The organism is Streptomonospora nanhaiensis, from assembly GCF_026642255.1.
Classification (GTDB): Bacteria; Actinomycetota; Actinomycetes; order Streptosporangiales; family Streptosporangiaceae; genus Nocardiopsis; species Nocardiopsis tropica.
On record NZ_CP113264.1, the window covers coordinates 1,649,954 to 1,673,972 of the forward strand.

At 72.7% G+C, this 24,019-nt stretch carries 18 protein-coding genes; 8 read left to right on the forward strand and 10 right to left on the reverse strand.

All coding sequences use genetic code 11. The features are described 5' to 3' along the window. Window positions 1–181: 181 nt before the first annotated feature. Window positions 182–838: a hypothetical protein gene (locus OUQ99_RS07295; RefSeq protein WP_267948665.1), complete on the reverse strand. Its 657-nt coding sequence runs from the start codon at window positions 836–838 to the stop codon at window positions 182–184. 74 nt (window positions 839–912) lie between these two features. Next, a complete protein-coding gene (locus tag OUQ99_RS07300; RefSeq protein WP_267948666.1) occupies window positions 913–1,485 on the reverse strand; it encodes a DoxX family protein in 573 nt (190 codons plus the stop codon). 442 nt (window positions 1,486–1,927) lie between these two features. Here OUQ99_RS07300 and OUQ99_RS07305 point away from each other — a divergent pair, with 442 nt between their 5' ends. The 4 genes from OUQ99_RS07305 to OUQ99_RS07320 all read left to right on the forward strand — a co-directional run bounded on the left by OUQ99_RS07305 (window position 1,928) and on the right by OUQ99_RS07320 (window position 7,137). Then, window positions 1,928–2,626, forward strand: a complete 699-nt coding sequence (locus OUQ99_RS07305; protein WP_267948667.1) for a ribonuclease HII — start codon at window positions 1,928–1,930, stop codon at window positions 2,624–2,626. Window positions 2,627–2,832: 206 nt separating this feature from the next. After that, a complete protein-coding gene (locus tag OUQ99_RS07310; RefSeq protein WP_267948668.1) occupies window positions 2,833–5,304 on the forward strand; it encodes an AAA family ATPase in 2,472 nt (823 codons plus the stop codon). Window positions 5,305–5,562: 258 nt separating this feature from the next. Further along, on the forward strand, window positions 5,563–6,294 hold the full coding sequence (locus OUQ99_RS07315) for a nucleotidyltransferase family protein (RefSeq protein ID WP_267948669.1): 732 nt from the start codon (window positions 5,563–5,565) through the stop codon (window positions 6,292–6,294). A 45-nt stretch (window positions 6,295–6,339) separates the two neighbouring features. Further along, window positions 6,340–7,137, forward strand: coding sequence for a tyrosine-protein phosphatase (locus OUQ99_RS07320; protein ID WP_267948670.1), 798 nt, complete (start codon window positions 6,340–6,342; stop codon window positions 7,135–7,137). A gap of 42 nt (window positions 7,138–7,179) precedes the next feature. On the opposite strand, the gene OUQ99_RS07325 is transcribed toward OUQ99_RS07320, so the two are convergent. Beyond that, the gene (locus OUQ99_RS07325; protein WP_267950287.1) at window positions 7,180–8,796 is read right to left on the reverse strand and encodes a hypothetical protein; all 1,617 of its coding nucleotides are present in this window, start codon (window positions 8,794–8,796) and stop codon (window positions 7,180–7,182) included. Between the two features lie 202 nt (window positions 8,797–8,998). Continuing rightward, on the reverse strand, window positions 8,999–9,286 hold the full coding sequence (locus tag OUQ99_RS07330) for a three-helix bundle dimerization domain-containing protein (protein ID WP_267948671.1): 288 nt from the start codon (window positions 9,284–9,286) through the stop codon (window positions 8,999–9,001). 570 nt (window positions 9,287–9,856) lie between these two features. Between OUQ99_RS07330 and OUQ99_RS07335 the strand changes: the two genes are divergently transcribed. Both OUQ99_RS07335 and OUQ99_RS07340 read left to right on the forward strand, forming a co-directional pair. Next, window positions 9,857–11,908, forward strand: a complete 2,052-nt coding sequence (locus OUQ99_RS07335; protein ID WP_267948672.1) for a SpoIIE family protein phosphatase — start codon at window positions 9,857–9,859, stop codon at window positions 11,906–11,908. A 238-nt stretch (window positions 11,909–12,146) separates the two neighbouring features. After that, window positions 12,147–13,835, forward strand: a complete 1,689-nt coding sequence (locus OUQ99_RS07340) for an RNA polymerase sigma factor (RefSeq protein WP_267948673.1) — start codon at window positions 12,147–12,149, stop codon at window positions 13,833–13,835. Between the two features lie 303 nt (window positions 13,836–14,138). Here the strand turns inward: OUQ99_RS07340 and yaaA are convergent, their stop codons facing one another. Beyond that, the gene (yaaA, locus tag OUQ99_RS07345; protein ID WP_267948674.1) at window positions 14,139–14,936 is read right to left on the reverse strand and encodes a peroxide stress protein YaaA; all 798 of its coding nucleotides are present in this window, start codon (window positions 14,934–14,936) and stop codon (window positions 14,139–14,141) included. A gap of 281 nt (window positions 14,937–15,217) precedes the next feature. Here yaaA and OUQ99_RS07350 point away from each other — a divergent pair, with 281 nt between their 5' ends. Beyond that, entirely contained in the window at window positions 15,218–15,907 is a 690-nt protein-coding gene (locus tag OUQ99_RS07350; RefSeq protein WP_267948675.1) for a GNAT family N-acetyltransferase, read from the forward strand. Window positions 15,908–15,994: 87 nt separating this feature from the next. On the opposite strand, the gene OUQ99_RS07355 is transcribed toward OUQ99_RS07350, so the two are convergent. After that, window positions 15,995–16,219, reverse strand: coding sequence for a DUF7455 domain-containing protein (locus tag OUQ99_RS07355; protein WP_267948676.1), 225 nt, complete (start codon window positions 16,217–16,219; stop codon window positions 15,995–15,997). Window positions 16,220–16,689: 470 nt separating this feature from the next. Between OUQ99_RS07355 and OUQ99_RS07360 the strand changes: the two genes are divergently transcribed. Further along, window positions 16,690–18,795, forward strand: coding sequence for a DNA gyrase/topoisomerase IV subunit B (locus tag OUQ99_RS07360; RefSeq protein WP_267948677.1), 2,106 nt, complete (start codon window positions 16,690–16,692; stop codon window positions 18,793–18,795). A 68-nt stretch (window positions 18,796–18,863) separates the two neighbouring features. Here OUQ99_RS07360 and OUQ99_RS07365 read toward each other — a convergent pair whose 3' ends face one another. The 4 genes from OUQ99_RS07365 to OUQ99_RS07380 all read right to left on the reverse strand — a co-directional run bounded on the left by OUQ99_RS07365 (window position 18,864) and on the right by OUQ99_RS07380 (window position 23,852). After that, window positions 18,864–20,006 (reverse strand): PLP-dependent cysteine synthase family protein, encoded by a 1,143-nt coding sequence (locus OUQ99_RS07365; protein ID WP_267948678.1) that lies wholly within the window; start codon window positions 20,004–20,006, stop codon window positions 18,864–18,866. 202 nt (window positions 20,007–20,208) lie between these two features. Further along, window positions 20,209–20,535: a tetratricopeptide repeat protein gene (locus OUQ99_RS07370; RefSeq protein WP_267948679.1), complete on the reverse strand. Its 327-nt coding sequence runs from the start codon at window positions 20,533–20,535 to the stop codon at window positions 20,209–20,211. Window positions 20,536–20,758: 223 nt separating this feature from the next. Continuing rightward, window positions 20,759–21,289 (reverse strand): beta-class carbonic anhydrase, encoded by a 531-nt coding sequence (locus OUQ99_RS07375; RefSeq protein ID WP_267948680.1) that lies wholly within the window; start codon window positions 21,287–21,289, stop codon window positions 20,759–20,761. Window positions 21,290–21,371: 82 nt separating this feature from the next. After that, window positions 21,372–23,852 (reverse strand): DNA gyrase/topoisomerase IV subunit A, encoded by a 2,481-nt coding sequence (locus tag OUQ99_RS07380; RefSeq protein WP_267948681.1) that lies wholly within the window; start codon window positions 23,850–23,852, stop codon window positions 21,372–21,374. Between the last annotated feature and the right edge of the window lie 167 nt (window positions 23,853–24,019).

Here is a 24,019-nt window from a genome sequence, read left to right on the forward strand (position 1 = left end):
TGCCCCCTGTGTACACGGTGAGGGTGAGAGCAGTGTTGGAACGGCACAGGGGGCGGCAAAGAACGGGGTGGGAACACCTCGGACCGCCGGGCGGAGCCGGACATCCCGGGCGGGGAACGACGGCGCCCCGGGCCCCCGGGAGCCGGGGGCGCCGGGGCGCCGCGGGTGCGGATGGAGCGGGTCAGTGGTCGACCCACACGTACCAGTCGCCGGAGACGTGCTCGTAGATCTTCGACCCCTGCCCGGGGACGAAGACCCCCTCGGGCACCTCGCCCGTGCTGTAGGCCAGGCCGGAGGGGCCGAAGAGCCCCGAGCCCTCGACCGCGAAGTGCGTGATGTCCTCGGAGACCGAGATGCTGCGCAGCGAGTACAGGCCCACCTGCTCGCCGTTGAGGGGGATGGTGGTGGGATCCTCCGCCTCCTGCCGCAGGGCCAGCAGGTCCTCGGAGGACGCCTGGATCCGCGCCTGGAGCGGGAGGTCGGCCGCGGAGACGCCGATCGCCGCCGCGGCGATCAGGGGCGCGGAGATCCAGCGGAGCCAGTAGTGGCGGATCATCGGCCGGGCGACGGCCAGGGCGATCCCCAGGCGCAGGGCGCCCATCCCTGCGAGCAGGAGCCCGCCGACCAGGCCGACGAGGAACGTCGGCAGGTGCCCGGCCGGGACGCTGTCCTCGAACAGCAGGAGGAGGCCGACCACTCCGCAGGCGGGGATGTAGAGCCGGCCGGGCGGGCGCGAGGCCCAGCTGATCATGCGCTGGCCGAGCGTCGGCTTGCCGGCGATCTCGATCAGTTTGGCCACGGACCCGTCAGGGGTCGGGCCGGGAGCTGCGGCGGACATGGCGTTCTCCCCCACCGAATCCGTGTGGAGACGCGAGCCCGCGGCACGATGGAGAGGGGCCGGGCGGGGCCGCGTCACAGGCGATACGGCCGTCGTAGCGCGGCCTGTCCCACAGGATAGAGCAGTGGCGGCGCGTGTTCGGGGCGGCGCGGGGAATCGGCGGTGGATTTCCTCGGTGTTACCGGGTGTTTGCGGTCGTGTCCCCGGCGCCTCCCGACCGCCTTCGGAGCCAGGACGAGATAGTCCCAGGACCACCGGCCGGCGCTGACGGCCATCAGCAGGCACACCGCTGTGACCAGGGACGTCGTGGCCCATGAGGAGAACGGGGACAGGTCGGGGGAGCCCGCCGTGAGGGTGCCGAGCACCGCCGCCCCGGCGAGCACCGGGCCGGTGAGCCATGTGAGCAGACCCACGGCGAAGGCGAGTGAGAGGGAGACGAGGAGCGCGGGGACGATCTGCGCGCCGAAGGACACCCCGGGCATCCCCGAGGCGGACAGGTGCTCGGCCACCGCCTCCTCCCGCCCCCGCAGCGCGAGGCCGTACTCGGCGAACATCCCTCCCACCCCCACCCGGGTGAGGGCGGCGACGACGTCGTAGAGGCGTCCTCGGGGGATCCGCGGCCGGGGGTACGGCTTGGCGCGCTGCATGTCCATTCCTCCCGGGCGACCCGGTACGGCAGTCCTCACAAGCGGAAACTACCTAAAGTAATCACTCATGACTCGTTGTGACGTACGGCGAGTCGTGCAAAGAACGCCGGAGGCGGACCGGGCCGCTCCGGCCACGGAGCCGATCGCCCCGGCACCGCCCCGCCCCGTGCCCGCGCACGAGGGTGGAGCACGAGCCGGCGTTTGACAACGGGGTCTCCCCGTCTCCCCGAGCCCGCGCACGCGGGTGGAGCGCCGGTTCGCACGGTGGGGAGGCGCCCGGGGAGGACGCGGCGCCGCCGGCGGCCCGCCCCCGGGAGCTCCCGACGGCCCGCGGGGTCCCGTGCCCTCCGCGGGCGCCGCCGCGCCGACGGCCGCCCTGCCGCTGTCCGCCCCCTCCCGGGAACGGGCACGAGGGGGTCCCCTCCCGTCCTAGGCTGGGAGGGTGCCGACGACTTCCAGGACAGCCACGCCGCCCGCCGCCCCCACGTTCGACGTCGAGAACGAGCTCCGCTCGCTCGGGGCGCGGGTGGTCGCCGGTGTGGACGAGGTGGGCCGGGGCGCCTGGGCCGGGCCCCTCCTCGTCTGCGCCGCCGTCCCGGGCGAGGGGGAACCGCCCGCCGGGCTGACCGACTCCAAGCGCCTCACCCCCAAACGCCGCCGGGAGCTCGCCGAGCAGCTCCGGCCCTGGGTCGCCGACCACGCCTTCGGATGGTCCGCGCCCGAGGAGATCGACGAGTGCGGCATGACCGAGGCCCTCCACCGGGCCTCCCGCCGGGCCCTGGACGCCCTCGCGCCGCGCCCGGACGCCGTCGTCCTCGACGGCGTCCACGACTTCATCGGCCGCCCCTGGAGAGTCCGCACCCAGGTCAAGGGCGACCTCACCTGCGTCAGCGTCGCCGCCGCCGCGATCCTGGCCAAGGTCTGCCGCGACGACCTCATGGCGGAACTCGCCGCCGACCACCCCGGGTACGGGTTCGAGAGGGCCGCCGGGTACCCCTCGCCCGTGCACCGGGCCGCGCTCGCCGAGTCCGGGCCCACCCCCCACCACCGCATGAGCTGGGCCTACCTGGACGACCTGCCCCGATGGAAGCACCTGCGCCGGATCCGCCCCGCCCCGGGGGGACAGATCCCCCTCCTCTGAGACCGCCAGACCGGGCGGAACCACTCCGCGGCGAGGGTCCGCGGGCCCGGCCCGCCGCACACGACACGCCGCCCCGCACTGGACATCCGCCCCACTTGGGGCAAGGCTTTGGCTGTGGACGTCGGTCCCCCCGACGCCGACCGGCCCCTCCCTCCACGGCCAGGAGAGCCGACCGCCCACGGACCCCCACGCAGGAAGGGGCACGGATGACGCGCGAGATGCGCTCCACCGCCGCCGCGGAGCCGGACCGCGCCTCGGGGCTCGACCGCATGCGCGCGCTCTACCACGGCGTGCCCCTCCCCAGGAGGCTCGTGGCGGCGCTGGTCCTCGTCACGGTCGTCGCCGTCACCGCCCTGGTCACCGGCTTCGCCGTCCCGGGGGCGGTCGGCACGACCCTCGTCCTGCTGATGGCGTTCGCCGCGCTCATGCGCTCCCTCGACTCCTTCGTCACCGTCCTGGTGTGCGTCGTGTGGCTGGCGGTGACCGTGCCCCTCTTCCAGATCCCCCTCACCGGCGAACCCGTCACCCTGCTCGTGCTGCCGCTGCCGCTGCTCGTCGTGCTCGCCGCCGGGCGGGCCAGGGAGTTCCCCGTCTGGCACACCGCCCTGCTCTCCCTCACCGCGGGGCTGATCGCCGGGTTCTCGGTGGCTCTGGCGGGGATGGTCGTCGACCCCTTCTCCGCGTCCTGGGGCGTCGTCGCGCTGTACGCCGCCGCGGGCGCGTGCCTGCTCTGGCGCCTCTCCGCCTCCCGCCAGATCACCCGGGAGAGCGAGGCCAACCGGCGGGAGGCGGCCTCGTCCATGCCCGTGTCCCGCTCCGACCGCCCCCGCCGGGCCGACGGACCGGAGCGCAGGGGCCGTCCGCAGCCGCTGCGCGGCCGCTCGGACGCCGGCGCCGGCACGGCCCGGCCGACCGGGGGCGGCGCCCCCGACGACGAACCGGTCCCCGTCGACCAGGCCCTGGCCGAGCTGGAGGACATGATCGGCCTCGACCCGGTCAAACAGCAGGTGCGCGGCATCGCGGCCTCCATCGAGGCGGCCCGGCTGCGCGCGGACGCCGGGTTCCCCGTCGAGCGCCCGCTGCGCCACCTGGTCTTCTCCGGGCCGCCCGGCACGGGCAAGACCAGCGTCGCCCGCACCCTGGCCACGATCTTCCACTCCTTCGGCCTGCTGCCCACCTCCCGGGTGGTCGAGGCCCAGCGCGCCGACCTGGTGGGGGAGTACCTGGGCGCCACCGCCATCAAGACCAACGAGCTCATCGACCGCTCCCTCGGCGGAGTCCTGTTCATCGACGAGGCGTACTCGCTGGTCAACGAAGGGGACGGTCAGTCGGACCGGTTCGGCAACGAGGCGGTGCAGACCCTGCTCAAGAGGGCGGAGGACGACCGCGACCAGCTCGTCGTGGTCCTCGCCGGGTACGAGAAGGAGATGGACGCCTTCCTGGCCTCCAACCCCGGCCTGGCCTCGCGCTTCGCCACCCGGATCAGCTTTCCCAGCTACTCCGCCGACGAGCTGTTCCGCATCGCCGAGTCCCTCGTCCACCAGCGCGGCGACACCCTCGAGGCCGACGCGGCGCGCGCCCTCAGGCGAAGATTCGACCAGGTGGTCCAGCGGGAGGTGGTCGACGACCTGGGCAACGGCCGCTTCGCCCGCTCCGTGGTGGAGAAGGCCGCCCAGGCCCGCGACGTGCGCGTGGTCACCACCGGGGTGGACGGGGACACGCCCGCGCCGCGCCCCGAGGCGGAGGACCTCATCACGGTCCGCGCCGCCGACGTCGAGGCGGCCCATGCCGAGCTGACCTCACGCCTGCCGGGGTTCGGGGCCGCTCCCGGGATCGACGAGGCACTGGCCGAACTGGACGCCATGATCGGGCTGGAACCGGTCAAGCAGCAGGTCCGCTCCATCGTGGCCCAGCTGAGGGTGGCCAAGCTCCGCGAGGAGCAGGGCCTGCTCAACCAGGCGCCCATGCGGCACTTCGTGTTCTCGGGGCCGCCCGGCACGGGCAAGACCACGGTCGCCCGGGTGCTCGGCCGGGTGTTCTCCGCCCTCGGCCTGCTCGGGCGCGCCGACGTGGTCGAGGCCCAGCGGGCGGACCTGGTCGGCGAGCACCTGGGGGCGACCGCCGTCAAGACCAACCGTCTGGTGGACCGCGCCCTGGGAGGGGTGCTGTTCGTGGACGAGGCGTACTCCCTCGTCAACCCCGGCTACAGCGGCGGGGACGCGTTCGGGGCCGAGGCCATCCAGACCCTGCTCAAGCGCGCCGAGGACGACCGCTCGCGGCTCGTGGTGGTGCTCGCCGGCTACCCGGCCGAGATGGAGCGCTTCCTGGCCTCCAACGCCGGCCTCTCCTCCCGTTTCAACGTGCGGGTGCGCTTCCCCTCCTACAGCGCGGACGAGCTCACCGAGATCGCCGAGGCGGTGGCGGCCCGCACGGGCGACACCTTCGACGACACCGCCCGCGAGGACCTGCGCAGCATCTTCGGGCACGTGTGCGGGGCCGGGTGGATCGACGACCTGGGCAACGGGCGCTTCGCGCGCTCCCTGTTCGAGAAGGCGTGCTCCCACCGCGACCTGCGGGTGTCCCAGGAGAGGGGAGAGGACGCCACGGCCGTCGAGCTCACCCTCGTCACGAGCGCGGACGTCCGCAAGGCCTACGCCGAGGCCACCCAGCAGACGTAGGCCGTGCTCCGCGGACCGTTCCGGGCCCGCCGGGAGCACCCGCGGACCGCGCCCCGGCGGCGGCCGCGAGGGTTCGGGCCCCGCCCCTTCCGCCGCGACGCCTCCCCGCCGGGCGGCAGGCCGGTGAACCCCTCCGGCCCGCCGCCCGGCCTCCGGGCCGGGTCCCCCGCGCCCCGCCGGCGACGTGTCCGGTCGGCCCGTGGAGACGGCCTCCGGGCGCTCCGGGGCGCCCGGAGGCGTGGTGCTAGTGTCCGACGCATGACCGCTGCACCCTCATCCTCCGCGTCCCCCGTCACCCAGGCGCTCATCCTCGCCGGTGGGCAGGCCACCCGGCTGCGGCCCTACACCGACACCCGCCCCAAGGCGATGGTGGAGGTGGCCGGACGGCCCATCATCGACTACCAGCTGGAGTGGCTGGCCGGCCACGGCGTCGAGCAGGTCGTGGTGTCCTGCGGATACAAGGCCGAGGTCCTGCGCGAGCACCTCGCCGCACGCCCGGGCGGGCCGGAGGTGACGCTCCTGGTCGAGGACGAGCCGCTGGGGCGCGGCGGCGCCCTGCGCTACGCCACGACCGGCCTGCGCGACCAGGACGCCGCCTACTTCGCGCTCAACGGCGACGTGCTCACGTGGTTCCCGCTGGACGAGCTGGCCGCCCACCACCGGGCCAAGGACGGCCTGGCCACCCTCGCCCTGGCCCAGTTCCGCACGACCTGGGGCATCGTGGACGTGGACGACCAGGACCGGATCGAGGGGTTCACCCAGAGCCCGCTGCTGCCGGTGTGGATCAACGCCGGCGTGTACCTGTTCGAGCCGGGCATCACGCCGCTGCTGCCGGAGAAGGGCGACCACGAGTCCTCGACCTTCCCCGAGCTGGCCGCGGAGGGGCGCCTGACCGCGTACCGGATCGACGGGTTCTGGCGCGGCGTGGACACCGCCAAGGACGTCAAGGAGGCGGGGGAGGAGATCACCGCCATGCGCGGCGGGGAGTGACCCCGCCCGGCAAGCCGGGCACGGGCCGACGGGACGCCGGGGCGGGTGGGTATCGTCGCGGACGTGACGAATGACGGTTTCATCCTCTCCAGTGTCCCCAACTTCCGCGACCTGGGCGGGCTCCGCACCGCGACCGGGCGTACGGTGCGCCACGGCCTGCTGTACCGCTCCGACGCCCTCCACTCGGTCTCCGAGGAGGAGGTGGCGGTCTACAACGGCCTGGGCATCCGGCAGCTCGTGGACCTGCGCACCCCCCACGAGCGGGAGAGCCTGCCCGACATCACGCCCGAGGGCGCCGCGTACACCGCCGTGTCCGTGCAGAACCCGGAGGCGGCGGGCGCCAACTTCTCCGCCGCGCTCACCGATCCCGAGGTCGCCCGGCGCATGTTCGCCGACGGCGCCGCCGAGCGCTTCATGCTCGGCGTCTACCGCGAGCTGGTCACCGACGCCGAGGCGCTCACCGGCTACCGCGACCTGGTCGAACGGGCGGCCAAGGGCCCGACCGCCCTCGTCTTCCACTGCAGCGCGGGCAAGGACCGCACGGGCTGGGGCGCCGCACTGCTGCTCGGCCTGCTGGGGGTGGACCGCGAGACGGTGGTCACCGACTACCTGGCCAGCAACGACCGCCAGGCGAACACCGACAAGTGGATGCGGCTGCTGGCCGAGAACAGCGGCCTGCCCTGGGAGGAGGTCGTGCCGATGACCCGGGTCCGGGCCGAGTACCTGGACACCTCGTTCCGCCACATCGACGAGGTGTACGGCTCCTTCGACAACTACGTCGTGGACGGCCTGGAGCTGTCCGGCGGCACCGTGGACCTGCTCCGGGAGCGCATGCTCCGGTAGCGCCCTCCGGGGGCCGCGTCCGGACGGCGCGGGAGGGCCGCCCTACAGGGAGTCCAGTCGACGGCGCAGGTCGCTCTCACAGGTCGCCGTGTCCAGGACCTCGCCCAGGGCGGCCAGCACCGCGGGGCGGGCCACACCGCGGTCCAGCATCCGCCGGGCCGCGGCCCACAGGTTCGCGGGCCTCCCGTGCCACAGCCGCCGGGCCAGGCGCTCGTGGCGGTCCAGCTCCCTCTCCCGTTCGGGGTCGTCGCCGGTGACCGGCCGGTACCACCGGTCCCGGCCGCTGGAGTGGCGGCCGCTGTGCGGCGTGGCCGCCTCGTACTCGCCGTAGTGGTCCAGCCGCAGCAGCGCCCGGCGGCCGTGCGGGGTGTCCGGGTCGAACTCCTCCGGGGCCCAGGTCACCATCTCGCTCGCCAGCAGGGGGAACGCGAACATCCGCCGGGCCAGCGAAGCGAAGTCGCCGTCCGGCAGCAGCCGGCGCACCGCCTCCTGGCGCAGCCCCAGCGGGCGCGCGGGGTCGCGGTAGACCCGGGCGAACTCCGCGGTGGACTCCCACACCGCGTCCAGGGTGGCACCCACGGCCACGTCCGGAAGCCCGCCCCGGGCGCCCGCCCAGCGCACCCACGCGGCCAGCACGTGCGGCATGGCCTCCTGCTCCTCCGGCAGCAGCACCACGCGGCCGGGCAGCCAGTGCAGGAGGAAGGACTCCACCTTGCGCGGGCTGATCCGCGTCGGGCGGCCGCTGTCGACGTCGCAGCCGTGCGCGATGATGTGGTCGGCGCAGCGGCTCGCCGCGTACGAGTCGGAGAGCTCGGCCGCCTCGTCCGAGGCCAGGAAACGGGCGGCCAGCACGGCGCGCCGGTCGCGCCGCCACACGGGGGCCTGCGGGGCGCCGGCCCCGGAGTGCGGGCCGGGCAGCGTGCGCACCCGTGCGCTGGCCAGGGCGAAGTGGGAGGCCAGCGAGCCCCCGGTCAGATCGGAGACGGTCAGGCCGATCGGCTCGACGGTCGGTCCCGAGGACCGGTCGGTCGACGCCCCCGCCACCATGCGCTCGGTGCGCTCCAGGGCCCGGGTCAGCAGGGCCCGCGCCTCCGTGAGCTCGACCTGGGAGAACCGGGCGAACTCGTCCGCGTCGGCCCGCTCGCGGCAGCGGTCGAGCAGCCGGTCGACCTTGGTGGTGACCCAGGCGTCGCGGAGGACGCCGCCGCCGTTGTGGTCCAGGACCAGGATCAGCGCGTGCTCGGCAGGGGGCGGCCCGGCGTCGGGGGCGCGGTCCCCGTCGCGGCTGAACACGCACACCACGTCGTCGGTGTCGCCGAACTGGTCGCTGTTGACATAGGCGGCCACCGGGGTGACCGCGCCCAGCTGGGACGCCCAGCCGGGTACCTGGAGACCGCGCTCCTGGAGGGCGATCACGCCCTGCCCGGCGAGCTCGCGCTGCTCGGAGGACGTGCCCAGCGCGGCGACCGCCGCCAGGACGCCGAGGCCGGCCGGCTTGCCGGAGGCGGTGGCGTGCGCGATCAGGCCCTCCCCGAGCAGCCGTCCGACGTCCACGCCCGGCATCCGCTCGCCCCACCAGCTGCCGAGCAGTTCGCTGAACGCCAGTTCGGCGTCGAGGGGATGGCGCATGGCGAGCATGGCCCGGGAGGCGCGCAGCATCTCGTCGAAGACGGCGCCGGGCACCGGTTCCGGACCTGTGGGCGTGGGAGGTGTAGGGGAGGGCACCGTCCGAGCGTATGACAGCCCCGGGCGTGGGGCTCCCCGTCCGCGCGATCCGGCGGCGGGCCCCTCCGCGGCCGGACGCGGGCGGGGCGCCGCATCCCCCGGGGCGCGGCGCCCGGGGTCCGGGCCGGGGAGGGGTTCAGCGGGGCCGGGGGGCGGTGCGGTGTCCGGAGAGGAGCGTGGCCCCGGTCCTGAGCGGCGCCTGCCGGACGGCCTGGGAGGGCGGCACGGAGTTCACCATCGCCCGCAGGTGCTCCCGGGCGACCCGCTCGACCAGGTGGGGCGTGACCGTGATGCCCAGGTGCTCGAAGCACTGCCAGGTGTCGCGGACCCGGCGCTCGACACAGCGGTGGGACAGACCGCCGAACTCGTCGTGGAGCCGTGCCGAGATCTGTCTGAGATCCTGGACAGGGAAGGTCGGGAGCATGCGTGCTCACACCCCTAGCTGGAGATGGCCTGGACGGTGACCTCCACCCATTCCACTTGTTCTGGACGTACTGTCAACCCCTCCTACGGCACGCGGTCGATAAAAAAACATGGACGCACCGTTTACCCGGGACCCGCAGTTCTCCCAGGTCAAGGTGGTGAAAGGGATCAATCGGACGGATGACATTCGCGTTTCGGGGTTTCGAGATCAAACCGACATCCAACACCCATTGCCGGTAATTGCGGGAAAACACGCCGGGAAAACCGCCGGTCCACCGTGTCCGGACCGCCCGGTGACCTAGCATTTACCTTCTCGCCGCCACGGGCGGCCGTCGGCGCGAGGGCCGTTGCGCGCGGGCGGGTGTGTCTTATGCTTGAGCCGTGACAGCGGCCGAGAGGGGTCATGGAGCGTGACTCCCGGGAGCCGCGGAGCCTCCGATCCCCCTCGGCGCCGCACCCTCCGGTTCCACCCCGTGGACGGCCCGCGCGGTCGACGGAGGCCACGCGGCCAAGGCAGAAGCCCCAGCGAAAAACGGGTGGGGAATCCGACGGTTCCGGAGGTGTCGAGCAGTTGAGCGCCGAGACGTCCATTCCCCCGCCCCGGCTCAGCAGGGCGCAACTCCCCGACGCGGTGAAATCCCTTCTCACCGACTCCCCGATCGGATTCGCCCTCCTCGGCCCCGACGACGTCTTCGGCACGGTCAACCAGCGGCTCGCCGTCCTCCTCGGACGGACCCCCGCCGAATGCCTCGGCCGGACGCCCGACGACCTCCTGGAGGAGAGCGGCGACCGGGTCGCCGCCGCCAGCCACCGCGCCTCGCTGGCCGGCGTCCGCGAGAGCGGGCACGCGATCCGCGACCGCCACCGCACGCCCTCCGGGCAGGTCTGGGACCTGACCTGGTTCCCCGTCACCGACCCCGGCACCGGGGACGAGCACGTCGCCCTCATCGCCGCGCACGACGGCGGCACCACCCGCCGGGACGAGCAGCGGCTGCGGGCCCTGCTCCAGGCGGGCAACCAGATCGTCTGGGCCGCCGGCTCCGGCGGCGACGTCCACGAGGACTGCCCCCAGTGGAGGGCCGTCACCGGCCAGGACCTCGACCGCTACCTCGGCCGCGGCTGGCTCGACGCGCTCCACCCCGACGACCGCCCCCGCGTCGAACGCGCCTGGGACGACGCCGTCCTCGACATCACGCCCTTCGACGCCATGTTCCGGGTGCGTACCCGCTCCGGCGCCTACAGCCACTACCGTGCGCGCGCCAACCCGATCATGGACGGCGCCGAGACGGCCGAATGGGTCGGCACCCTCGTCGACATCACCACCGAGCGCGAGGCGGACGAGCTGCGCCAGCGTCTCAACCAGCAGCTCAGCGAGGCGGCCATGCGGACCGCACGCCTCCAGAAGGCCACCTCCGACCTCGCCGAGGCGCTCACCGCCGACGAGGTCGTCAACGCCATGTCGGAGATCGGCCGCTCCGGAGTGGGCGCCGACCACACCTGCGTGGTCCTGCTCGACCGCGACCGCCTGCGCCTCCGCACGATCGCCGCCGCGCAGGCCCACCCCCTGCCCAGGCCCGCGTTCCCCCTGGACCACCCGGACGTCGCCGCCCGTGCGGTCGCCGACGGCCAGCCCCGCCTGGCCGCCAACCCGGCCGAGCTCGCCGCGCTGCTCGACGACGCGCCCATGGCCGCCGAACTCGTCCGGTCCACATCCGAGCGCGCCTGGGTGGCGCTGCCGATGATGGTCGCCGGACGGCCCATCGGGGCGCTGCGCTTCGCCTTCTCCACGCCGCGCGAGGTCACCGACGAGGAGCGCGTGTTCCTGGAGGCCCTGGCGGGCCAGTGCGCGCTCGCGATCGGCCGCGCCACCCTCTACGAGCAGGAGCACAGCACCGCGGAGGAGCTCCAGCGCAGCCTGCTGCCGGAGGAGCTGCCGGCGATCCGGGGCCTCCGGCTCGCCGCCTACTACCGGTCCGGCTCCCAGAACGTGCAGGTCGGGGGCGACTGGTACGACGCCTTCCCGTTGCCCGACGGACGCGTGGCCGGGGTGCTCGGCGACGTCATGGGCAAGGGGATCCCGGCCGCGGCGGGAATGAGTCGCATCCGGAACGCGTTGCGGGCACTGGCGTTCTCCATGCCGGAGCCCGCCGACGTCCTGACCGGACTCGACCGCATGTTCACCGCGACGGAGGGTATGGACCAGGTCACCACACTGGTCTACTTCGTCCTCGACCCCGTCACCGGCCAGCTCGACCTCAGCAACGCGGGACACCTCCCGCCGCTGGTCGTGGCCGGCAGTGCGGGGCCTTCACTGCTCGACACCGAACCCGACACACCACTCGGGATCAGCTCGCCACGAGGTCACCACAAATTCTTCGTGCAACCCGGTAACACCGTCGCCCTGTACTCCGATGGACTGGTTGAGAACCGCAAACGGTCCGTCGACTCCGGACTCGACGAGCTCGTCAGCGTGGCGGCGTCGGCTCCTCCGGAGGTGGTGGGCGATCCACAGCAGATGCTGGAGTACCTTGTTGAGAGCATGCTCGATGGGTATGAGCAGGACGACGACGTCACTCTGCTCGCCGTTCAGCTTCCGGTGATCGATCCCGTGTCGGAGCGGTAGACCGTACGAACAAGTCCATTGCCTTGCCTACAGTGAAGAAGCCGTTCCGCCCCGCGACGCGGCGGTGATCCCCCAGGGGGATGACCTCCGGGAGCGCATACGCTTGAAAGACAAACGGCTTCCCCGCCCCAGTGGGGACGATCCCAGGCCGCAGGTGGGAGAGGGTGTCGTGCCCGGTCCCGACCGGGCGGACCACCGGGTCCGACAATCTCGCCACACGTCCGTTCGAGAGGTGTTTGTGTCATCTGCCAGTTCGACTCGCTCGAAGCAGTCCGAGTCACTGCAAGAGCCCGTCATTCAGCAGCTGATCGAGCGTGGGCGGTCCCAGGGCTTTCTTGAGCCCGAGGACGTGCGCCGTGCCTTCGAAGAGGCCGAAATTCCGATGTCGCAGGCGCAGTCCGTGCTCCGCAGCCTCGCCAAGGAGGGTGTGACCGTACTCGTTCCCGAGTCGGCCTCCTCCCGGCGCAAGGCCCCGCGGCGCAAGACGGCGACCACGCGGTCCACCTCGACCAAGTCCACCACGACGACCACGACGAGTCGGGCCGCCAAGCCCGTGCGCGCCGCGGCCGCCCACGAGCAGCCCGAGACGGTCACCGCGGTGGTCGACTCCGCGGAGGGCGCCTCCGGCGCCGCCCGCAAGCCCGCGGCCAAGAAGGCCGCGACCGCCAAGAAGGCGACCGCCCCCAAGAAGGCCGCGGCGGCCAAGAAGACGACCGCGTCCAAGGGCCCGGCGGCCAAGAAGACCGCGACCGCCAAGAAGGCGGGCAAGAAGGACCTCGAACTGGCCGCGGAGGGCGAGTTCGAGGACGACGACGAGGTCCTGGACGACCTCGAGCACACCGGCGCCGAGCTGGAGCTGGTCGAGGACACCCCGGACCCCTCGGACAAGGACGCCAAGCCGGCCAAGCCCGAGGCCGTGGGCGCGCCGAGCAAGAAGCCCGACAAGGAGGACGAGTCCTTCGTCCTCTACGACGATGACGACGACGCCCCCGCAGCCCAGGTGGTCGCGGCCGGAGCCACCGCGGACCCGGTCAAGGACTACCTGAAGCAGATCGGCAAGGTGCCGCTCCTCAACGCCGAGCAGGAGGTCGAGCTCGCCAAGCGGATCGAGGCCGGCCTGTTCGCCGAGGAGAAGCTCTCCGACGAGGCCGACATCCTCACCTTCGAGCTGCGCGACGAGCTGGAGTGGATCGCCGAGGACGGCGGCCGGGCCAAGAAGCACCTGCTGGAGGCCAACCTCCGGCTGGTCGTGTCGCTCGCCAAGCGCTACACGGGGCGCGGCATGCTGTTCCTGGACCTGATCCAGGAGGGCAACCTCGGCCTGATCCGCGCGGTGGAGAAGTTCGACTACACCAAGGGCTTCAAGTTCTCGACCTACGCCACGTGGTGGATCCGCCAGGCGATCACCCGCGCGATGGCCGACCAGGCCCGCACCATCCGCATCCCGGTGCACATGGTCGAGGTCATCAACAAGCTGGCCCGCGTCCAGCGCCAGATGCTCCAGGACCTGGGCCGCGAGCCCACCCCGGAGGAGCTGGCCAAGGAACTCGACATGACCCCGGAGAAGGTCGTCGAGGTGCAGAAGTACGGTCGCGAGCCGATCTCCCTGCACACTCCGCTGGGCGAGGACGGCGACAGCGAGTTCGGCGACCTCATCGAGGACTCCGAGGCGATCCAGCCGGGCGAGGCCGTCAGCTTCACCCTGCTCCAGGAGCAGCTGCACTCGGTGCTGGACACCCTGTCCGAGCGCGAGGCCGGCGTCGTCTCCATGCGGTTCGGGCTCACCGACGGCCAGCCGAAGACTTTAGACGAGATCGGCAAGGTCTACGGGGTCACCCGTGAGCGCATCCGGCAGATCGAGAGCAAGACGATGTCGAAGCTCCGTCACCCGTCGCGTTCGCAGGTGCTCCGCGACTACCTGGACTAGGTCCCCCGGGTAGTCCCGACCGAAGCAGGACCGAGACCGTTGTGCCGTCCCGCCCGCGTGCGGGGCGGCACAACGGCTTCCGGCACCGCGTCGGCTCACGGGCGTGGCGACCCCCGCGTGTCCTCCGGCGTCCGGTGGGAGCGTCCCTTCCCGCGCGCGGGTCCGGCCTCCCAGGGTGTGTCCTTCATCCATCCGACGCCGCCCATGGTGTCGTACGCGCTGTAGGTGCGGCATAAAGTTGCGATACCGAGTCGTTATGTCGCGGGGAGTGACTGTGGGTCACCCCCGCCTCACGCTTCCGCCTCAGTCGCGGACGACCACGTCCATGACGCGAGGGGCCCCCGCCCGCGCCGCGGGCGCCAGCTCCGCGGTGTGCCCCAGGTCCCGCAGGGCCGCCACCAGCTCCTCCGGGGTGTCGGCGTCCACGCCCTCCACCAGGAGCGCGCGGGCGATGTCGCCCCGGGTGGCCTTGGCCATGTGGCTGACCACCGACCGCTCGACGGTCCCGCCCACCTCGCGCTCGCGCAGCACGCGCACCGCGACGGTGCGCCCGGCCGCCGCGCCGGTCGGCCTGAAGGCCGCCGCGTAGGCGGCCGAACGGCAGTCCACCAGCAGCCGCCCCTCGGCGAGCCCGCCCAGGGGGCCCGCCAGCGCACGTCGCCAGTGGGCGCCCAGGCCGCCCAGAGGGGGCAGCCGCACCCCCATGGACAGCCGGTAGGGCGGAAGCCGGTCGGCGGGGCCGACGACGCCCCACAGGCCGGAGAAGACCAGCACCCGCTCGCGGACGCGGCCGGCCGCGGGGGAGTCGAGGAGGCCGGGCAGTCCCAGCCGCTCGTAGAGGACACCCGTGTACAGCTCGGCGGCGCGCAGCGTCGGCGCGGTGGCCGCGTCCAGGTTGCGCTTGAGGGCGTCTGCCTGGTTGGCGGTCAGGCCCAGCACGTCCATGGCGACGTCCTCGGGGCCCGCGCACAGTTCCGTCAGCGCCGCCAGCACCTGTTCGCGGGCCGGGGCGAGCTCGGGCAGCGTGAGCGAGCCCGGGTCCAGGCGCGGTCCCTCCCCGGAACCGGCCTTGCCCTCGGACGGCGGCAGCAGGACGAGCATGGTGCGGACTCCAGAAGGGGCGGGGCAGTGGGTTCCCGCCCATGTTAGGGCGTGTTCGGCGGTGCCGGGCGGATCCCCCGGGGATCCGCCCGCGAGGTCGGCGGCGCCCGGTCCCGGGGCGGACCACCGGCGCCCGCACGGGGAGCGCCGTCCTGCCGGGCCCGCCGCCGCGGGCGCGGAGCGGCGTGGAGGCCGGGTCCGTGTCCTCGGGGCCGCGCGACCGCCGCGGCGGGCCGCCCGGTAGCATCGTCCGCTTCCGACGAGGACTCCGGGGAGCGGGCATGCACGAGTGGGCGGCGAGGGTGGCGCGGGACTGGCCCGCGTTCACCGTGGAGACGCGCGGGGGCTGGAGGCTCGGCCTCGCCGACGGGGTGACCAAGCGGGCGAACTCCGCGCTGGTCCTGGACCCCGGCGCGGACGTCGCCGAGGTCACCGCCTACTACACCGGGCACGGGGTGAGGCCCTGCGCACAGGTGTGGCCGGGGGAGGAGGCCGTGGACGCCAGGCTGGCGGAGCACGGCTACGAGGTGGTGGAGCCCACCCTCGTCCTCGCCCGCGGCCTGGACGAGCGCCCCGCCGCCGAGGGCGCCTCCCTGATCACCGCGCGTCCCACCTCCGCATGGTCCGCCCTGTTCGGGCGCACGGGCGTGGACGCGCGCACGGCGGACACCGTCACGCGCATCCTCGGACAGGTCGGCACGGCCTACGGTGTCGCCGCCTCGGGGGAGGGCCGGGGCTGCGCGGTCCTGGACGGGGAGTCGGTCGGGATCTGCGCCATGGTCACCGACCCCGGGGCCCGCGGGAAGGGCGTGGCCACGGGCCTCCTCGCCGACCTGCTGCGGTGGGCGTACGACGAGGGGGCGCGGAGCGCCTACCTGTGCGTGGTGGAGGGCAACGAGCCGGCCCTGCGGCTGTACGGCGGCGCCGGGTTCGCCCCGGTCTCCCGCTACCACAACCGGGTCCTGGGCTGAGGGGGAGGAGACCCCGCACACAAAGGGACGGCGGCCCCTGGCGGGGCCGCCGTCGCTGTCGGGCCGTCTTCTCTTGTGCTCGTGTGGCTAACGCTCGTCCGCGGAGTTCTTGCTCTCGGTGAGCTTGTCGGTCTCGTCCTGGATGTCCGAAGCGATCTTTCGGAGAGAGTCGTCGTGCTTGCGCATGTGGTGTGCGCAGAACAGGAGTTCGCCGCCGGAGTTCAGCAGCACCCGGACGTAAGCCTGTGCACCACAGCGGTCGCAACGGTCAGCAGCCGTCAGCGGCTGGGTGGGGGCAAGGGTTCCAGTCACTTCGCCATCCTCAATACTCGGCGTTAGTCACCTCTGACAACATCTAACCCGACCCAGACGTTCCCAACCAGCCGCCGTGTACGCCGACAGCGGAATCTGCCTGGTTGGTGCCTGGAAGGAACGCTTTGGGACCTTTCTCGTCGGTCGTCTGCTCTCGGTCTCGTTCTACCCCGGGGAGGGCCCTGCATCCCCGGAAAAGGGGAGTATCCAGGTCGCATCCACCAGAGGTGGTAGTCTCGCGCGGGGCGGGACCCGTGCTCCCTTCGCCCCTGTACCAGCGGAACACGCTCGTGCGCTCCCGGCGACGACGCCGGACGGCGCCCCGGCGGCGCGCGCCCGCCCAGCCCGCCACGTGCGACGGAAAGCGACCGGCGCGCCGCGGCCAGGCCCCCCTTTCGTCGGTGCGGCGCGGTACAAAGGGCACGCACCGCATCAGACCCGATGGCCCTCGAAACGCAGGAGATGTCCGAGTGACCGCCTTGACCGCAGCCGTCCACGACCCGGGGGACTACTCAGCCCGGCACCTGTCGGTCCTCGAGGGTCTGGAGGCGGTGCGCAAACGCCCGGGCATGTACATCGGGTCCACCGACAGCCGCGGCCTCACCCACTGCATGTGGGAGATCATCGACAACTCCGTGGACGAGGCCCTGGGTGACTTCTGCGGCCGGATCGACGTCACACTCCACGCCGACGGCTCGGTGGCGGTGAGCGACGACGGGCGCGGCATCCCGGTCGACCTCGAGCCCAAGTCCGGGCTCTCCGGCGTGGAGCTGGTCATGACCAAGCTCCACGCGGGCGGCAAGTTCGGCTCCGGCTCCTACACCGCCTCCGGCGGTCTGCACGGCGTCGGCGCCTCGGTCGTCAACGCCCTCTCCGCCCGGGTCGACGTGGAGGTGGACCGCCAGGGCCGCACCCACGCGATGAGCTTCCGCCGGGGCATCCCCGGCCGCTTCGCGGGCCCCGGGCCCGACGCCGAGTTCACCCCCTCGTCCGGCCTGGACCAGATCCGCAAGGTCGCCCAGAGGACCACCGGCACCCGCATCCGGTTCTGGCCGGACATGCAGATCTTCCTCAAGGACGCGGAGATCGCCCGCGAGAACCTGCTGGACCGGGCCCGCCAGACCGCCTTCCTCGTCCCGGGGCTGACCATCTCGGTGCGCGACGAGCGCGCGGAGGGTGAGCCCGCCCACGAGGAGGAGTTCCGCTTCGACGGCGGCATCGGCGAGTTCTGCACCTTCCTGGCGCCGGACGACCCGATCAGCGACGTCCTGCGCATCCAGGGCAGCGGGAGCTTCACCGAGACCGTCCCCGTCCTGGACGACGCCGGCCACATGGTGCCCGCCGACGTCGAGCGCCGCCTCGACGTCGACGTCGCCCTGCGCTGGGGCACCGGCTACGACACCACCGTGCGCTCCTTCGTCAACGTGATCGCCACCCCCAAGGGCGGAACCCACATCAACGGCTTCGAGCGCGCCCTGGTGCGGGTCGTCAACGACCAGCTGCGCGCCACCAAGCTGCTCCGGAACAGCGACGACCCCGTCACCAAGGACGACACGCAGGAGGGGCTCACCGCGGTCGTCACCGTCCGCCTGCCCGAACCGCAGTTCGAGGGCCAGACCAAGGAGATCCTCGGCACCTCCGCCGCGACCCGCATCGTCTCCCAGGTGGTCGGCAAGGAGCTCCGCGAGTTCCTCACCTCCACCAAGAAGCCGGAGAAGGCCAAGGCCCGCACCGTGCTGGAGAAGGTCGTGGGCGCCGCCAAGGCGCGCCTGGCCGCCCGCCAGCAGAGGGAGACCCAGCGGCGCAAGAACGCCCTGGAGAACTCGGCGCTGCCCGCCAAGCTGGTGGACTGCCGCAGCGAGGGGCTGGAGCACAGCGAGCTGTTCATCGTCGAGGGGGACTCCGCGCTGGGCACCGCCAAGCTCGCGCGCAACTCGGAGTTCCAGGCGCTGCTGCCGATCCGGGGCAAGATCCTCAACGTGCAGAAGTCGTCGGTCACCGACATGCTCAAGAACGCCGAGTGCGCCGCGATCCTCCAGGTCATCGGGGCGGGGTCGGGCCGGACCTTCGACATCGACGCCGCCCGCTACGGCCGGATGATCCTCATGGCCGACGCGGACGTGGACGGCGCGCACATCCGCTGCCTGCTGCTCACGCTCATCTACCGCTACATGCGGCCGATGCTGGAGGCCGGCCGGGTGTTCGCGGCGGTGCCGCCGCTGCACCGCATCGAGCTGACCAACGTCCGGCGCAAGCGGGGCGCCAAGCCCGAGGACCGCTACATCTACACCTACTCCGACGCCGAGCTCCAGCGCACGCTGCTGGACCTGGAGAAGCGCAAGATCGGCTGGAAGGAGCCGGTGCAGCGGTACAAGGGCCTGGGCGAGATGGACGCCGACCAGCTGGCGGAGACCACCATGGACCCGCGCCACCGTACCCTGCGCCGGATCCGGGTCGAGCAGGCCGAGGAGGCCGCGGCCGTGTTCAACCTGCTGATGGGCAACGAGGTGGCGCCGCGCCGCAAGTTCATCCAGCAGGGCGCCCAGGAGCTGGACATCGCCCGCGTCGACATCTGACCGGGACGGGGGCCGGAGAGGCCCTCGCGCGAAGGGCCCGCACCCCGGTGCGGGCCCTTCGCGCGTCCTCAGGGGGCGGCGGGGGGCTCCCACACGCCGTCCCCGAGGAACCGGTCGATGGAGGCCCGGTAGGGGGCGGGGGCCAGGCCCTTCTGCGCCACCCAGCCGTCGTCGTAGTAGCTGTGCTGGTAGCGTTCGCCGCCGTCGCAGATCAGGGTGACCACGCTGCCCCTGCGGCCCTCACGGAGCATCCTGGCGACGAGGTGCCACACCCCCCACAGGCTGGTGCCCGTCGAGCCGCCGGCGGACAGGCCGGTGTGGTCGTACAGGTGCCGCATCGCGGCGATGCTCGCCGCGTCGGGCACGGGGATCATGAGGTCGATCACGGAGGGGACGAAGCTCGGCTCCATCCGGGGGCGGCCGATGCCCTCGATCCTGGAGGGCATCCCCGTGGCGTAGTCCGGGGCGCCGGTGACCCAGCCGGGGAAGAACGCCGAGTTCTCCGGGTCCACGACGGCCAGCCGGGTGTCCATCCGCCGGTACCGCAGGTACCGCCCGATGGTCGCGGACGTGCCCCCGGTGCCCGCCCCCACCACGATCCAGTCGGGACAGGGGTAGCGCTCCATGCCGAGCTGCTCGAAGATCGACTCGGCGATGTTGTTGTTCCCGCGCCAGTCGGTGGCCCGCTCGGCGTAGGTGAACTGGTCCATGTAGTGGCCGCCGCTCTCCGCCGCGAGCCGCTCCGCCTCGGTGTACATCGCGGGCGGGCTGTCCACGAAGTGGCACCGGCCGCCGTACCGCTCGATGAGGGCGATCTTCTCCGGGCTGGTCCTGCGCGGGATGACCGTGATGAAGTCCAGCCCGATCAGCTGCGCGAAGTAGGCCTCCGAGACCGCGGTGGACCCCGAGCTGGCCTCCACGATCGTGGTGCCCTCGCGGATCCACCCGTTGGCGAGCCCGTACAGGAACAGCGAACGCGCCAGCCGGTGCTTGAGGCTGCCGGTGGGGTGCACCGACTCGTCCTTCAGGTACAGGTCGATGCCCCATTCCGGGGGCAGGGGGAACACGTGCAGGTGGGTGTCGGCCGAACGGTTCGCGTCCGCCACGACCTTGCGGACCGCCTCGTCGACCCAGGCGCGGGTACCGTCGTCGCTGCGGTCCACCCACGGGGCGGCGTCGTCCGGTTCCGGACCGGTTGGTGAGGATGCCATGGTCAGCAGGGTAGTCCTCCCGGGTCCCCGGCCCCTCCGCGCCCCGGGGGGGCCGGGAGCGCGCCGCGCGGGGGCGCCGGTCCACCCGGGGGCGCCCCGGCACACGGGAGGCCGGGCCCCTCGGGCCCGGCCCCGGTTCGCGGGGGCGCGGCCGCCCGGCCGGCGGCCCCGGTGCGGGGGAGGGCGCGCCGGGCGGCGCCCCTCAGTCCAGCGATCCCCCGGACATCACCGAGTACATGCGCCGGTAGGTGGCCGCCTCGTCGTGGCGGCTCTGGCGCTCCAGCGTGCGGGCGAGCGCGATGTGCGCCCAGTTGTCCACCGGGTCCAGCTCGATGATCCGGCGGAAGGTCCTCTCGGCCTTGTTGAGCTGAGCGGAGTGGAAGTAGGCGCGTCCGAGCAGCTCCAGCAGCGACCTGCTGTCGGGATCGTGCTCGACGATCGGTTCGAGGGTGCGGGCCGCGTAGATCGGGTCGCCCAGTTCCATGAACATGCGGGCGCGGTTGTAGGTCTCGTAGGTGCTCTCTTCCACGGTGCTCCTTCCGACGGCGCGAACCGTCCCGGATCACAACGGCCAGGGGTCCGGCCGCATTCCCTGGTGTGGCGTGTGGGGTGGAGGCGCTTTGTGAGGTCTGGTGTGACCCACTGGCGTCACCACCCCCATCAGAGAGATCCCCGCACACGGGGCCCGCACACGCGGTCCGCCCTCCGGGCCGGGGCCCCGAGAGGCGCGGACGGCGCTCCGCGCCGCGTCGTCACAGGTCCGTGGGGGAGATCCGCCCGGTGTCCACGTCGTAGATCGCACCCGCGACGGGCAGGCCGGCGGGGAGCAGCGGGTGGTGGCGGATGCGCTCCAGGTCGTGCCCCAGCGCGCCCAGCTGGTCGCTGTTCGTGTGGAACTCCAGGCTCCGCGTGTCGACCCCGTACTCCTGCTGGATGAGGTCGTGGACGGCGTCGTCGCCGGGCACCGACGCCATCTTGCAGCGGGTGTGCGGAAGGACCAGCACCCGCTCGACCCCGAGCAGGTACACCGCCAGCACCAGGGTGCGCAGCGTGTCGTCGGTCACCCGGGCGCCCGCGTTGCGCAGGATCTTGGCGTCGCCCGGCTCCAGGCCGAGCATGTCCAGGGGCTCGATTCTGGAGTCCATGCAGGTCACCAGGGCGAGGCCGCGCCCCGCGACCGGTTTGAGCCCGGCCAGCGAGAAGTCGGCCGCGTAGCCCGCGTTGGCCGCGAACACGTCGTCGAAGGCGCCTGCGGAGGGGACGGCACCGTTGTTGTCACCCACGTGGAGTCACTCCCTTGTCCTTGGTCACAGCTGTGCCGTGCACACCGGAGCACTCCGGTGTGCACGGCACGGGATGGAGGGGTCAGGCGCCGGGACCGGTGATCCCGGAGTCGGTCTGACCGCTACCAACAGTAACGATCGCCCTCGGGAGGGCGTCACCCGACCCGTCCCGACGGTCGCTGGTGTCGGGAAGCCGGACGGGCTTGCCGTCCGCCCGCGAGGCGCGGGCCGGTGCCCGGCCGATCCAGCCGAACAGCAGGGTGTCCTCGCCCTTCAGGTAGCGGTGGCACCGCACGCCGCCCGTGGCGCGGCCCTTCGTCGGATACGTCTCGAACGGCGTCACCTTGGCCGAACCGGCCTGTGTGCCCTCCAGCGCGCTGGAGGAACCGGAGACGGTGACCACCACCGAGTCCTCCGGGCTCGGGACGGCGCCGAACCAGAGCACGCGGGCCTCCTCCGACAGGCGCACGCCCGCCACGCCCCCCGCCGGCCTGCCCTGCGGGCGCACGGTGCTCGCGGAGAAGCGCAGCAGTTGGGCCTCCGAGGTGATGAAGGCGAGGTCCTCCTCACCCGAGGAGAGCTGCGTGACGCCGATGACGCGGTCGTCGTCCTTGAGCGCGATGACCTCGAAGTCGTCCTTGTTGGGCGGGTAGTCCGGGGCGACGCGCTTGACCACGCCGCCGACCGTGCCCACGGCGAAGCCGGGGCCCGAAGTGTCCATGGCCACCACCGACACGACGCGCTCGCCCTCCTCGAGCTGGACGAACTCCCCGACGTCCAGGCCCGAGGCCAGGGGCGGGCGCTCGTCGTCGCGGTCCGGCAGCTCGGGCAGCTCCACCACCGGGACGCGGATCATCCGGCCGAGGTCGGTGACCAGGCCGACGTCCGAGCGCGAGGTGGTGGGCACCGACACGTGGATAGCGTCGTGCCGGGTGCGCAGCCCCTCGTAGACGCGCGGCACCGCGGCGCCCTTGCTGCGGCCGATGGCGCCGTCGACGCCGAACAGCACGTGGCAGGGCTGGTCGGCCATCTCCAGCGGGACGACCGCGCTGCGGGCGGCCCCGTCGCTCTCCCGCAGCTGGGTGCGGCGCGGGGTGGCGAACTCCTTGGAGACGTCGGCGAGCTCCTTGGAGACCACGCGGCGCAGCTTCTTGTCCGACTCCAGGATCGCGGTGAGGGAGTCGATCTCCTGGTTGAGCTTCTCCCGCTCGGTCTCCAGCTCCAGTCTGTCGAACCGGGTCAGGCGGCGCAGCGGGGTGTCCAGGATGTAGCGGGCCTGGGTGTCGGACAGGCCGTAGGCGCCCATCAGGGACTCGCGGGCCGCCGCCGTGTCGTCGGCCTCGCGGATGAGGGCGATGACGCGGTCGATGTCCAGCAGGGCCGTGACCAGGCCGTCCACCAGGTGCAGGCGCTCCTGCCGCTTCGTGCGGCGGAACTCGCTGCGGCGGCGGACGACCTCCAGGCGGTGGTTGACGTACACCTCGAGGAGTTCGCGCAGGCCCAGGGTCTGGGGCTGGCCTTCCACGAGGGCGACGTTGTTGATGCCGAAGGACTCCTCCATCGGCGTGAGCCGGTAGAGCTCCTCCAGCACGGCCTCGGGGTTGAAGCCGTTCTTGAGCTCGATGACCAGGCGCAGGCCCTGGGTGCGGTCGGTGAGGTCCTTCAGGTCCGAGATGCCCTGGAGCTTCTTGGACTGCACCAGCTCCTTGATGCGGCTGACGACCTTCTCGGGGCCCACGTTGTAGGGGAGGGCCGTCACGACCAGGCCGGTACGGCGAGCGGAGACCTTCTCGATGGCGACGGTGGCGCGCGTCTTGAAGGTGCCCCGGCCGCTGCGGTAGGCGTCGCGGATGCCGTCCAGCCCGACGATGGTGCCGCCCGTGGGCAGGTCCGGGCCGGGCACGAACTCGGTGAGCTCCTCCAGGGTCGCGTCGGGGTGGGAGATCAGGTGGCGTGCGGCGGCGATGACCTCGCCCAGGTTGTGGGGGGCCATGTTGGTGGCCATGCCCACGGCGATGCCGGACGCCCCGTTGACCAGCAGGTTGGGGAAGGCGGCGGGGAGGACCTCGGGTTCGGTCTCCTGGCCGTCGTAGTTGGGCTTGAAGTCGACGACGTTCTCGTCGATGGACGAGACCAGCAGCTCGGCGGCGCGGTCCAGACGGGCCTCGGTGTAGCGCATGGCGGCGGGGGCGTCGTCGCCGCCCAGCGAACCGAAGTTGCCGTGGCCGTCGACCAGGGGCACGCGCATGGCGAAGGACTGGCTGAGGCGGACGAGGGCGTCGTAGATGGCGCTGTCACCGTGGGGGTGGAGCCGTCCCATCACGTCCCCGACCACACGGGCGCACTTGACGTGCCCGCGGTCGTGGCGGAGCCCCATCTCGTTCATCTGGTAGAGGATGCGCCGCTGAACCGGCTTCATGCCGTCGCGGGCGTCGGGGAGCGCGCGTTGGTAGATGACCGAGTACGCGTACTCCAGGAAGCTGCCTCGCATCTCCTCGGAGACGTCGATGTCGATGATCTTCTCGGCGAGATCCTCGGGGGGACGGGAAGTAGTACGGGCCATGTCCGTAATTCTGGCCTGTGCCGGAGACTGAAACGTACGCGGACGCGTGGTTGGACGTGTGTGAGTCGCGCGACTGAGGGGTTTTGACCCCTTGCGACGTGGTTTTCGCCCTGAAAGCAGGGAGGGGCGAAAAGCACCGTGGTGCGACGGGGTGACGGGTCCGGGCC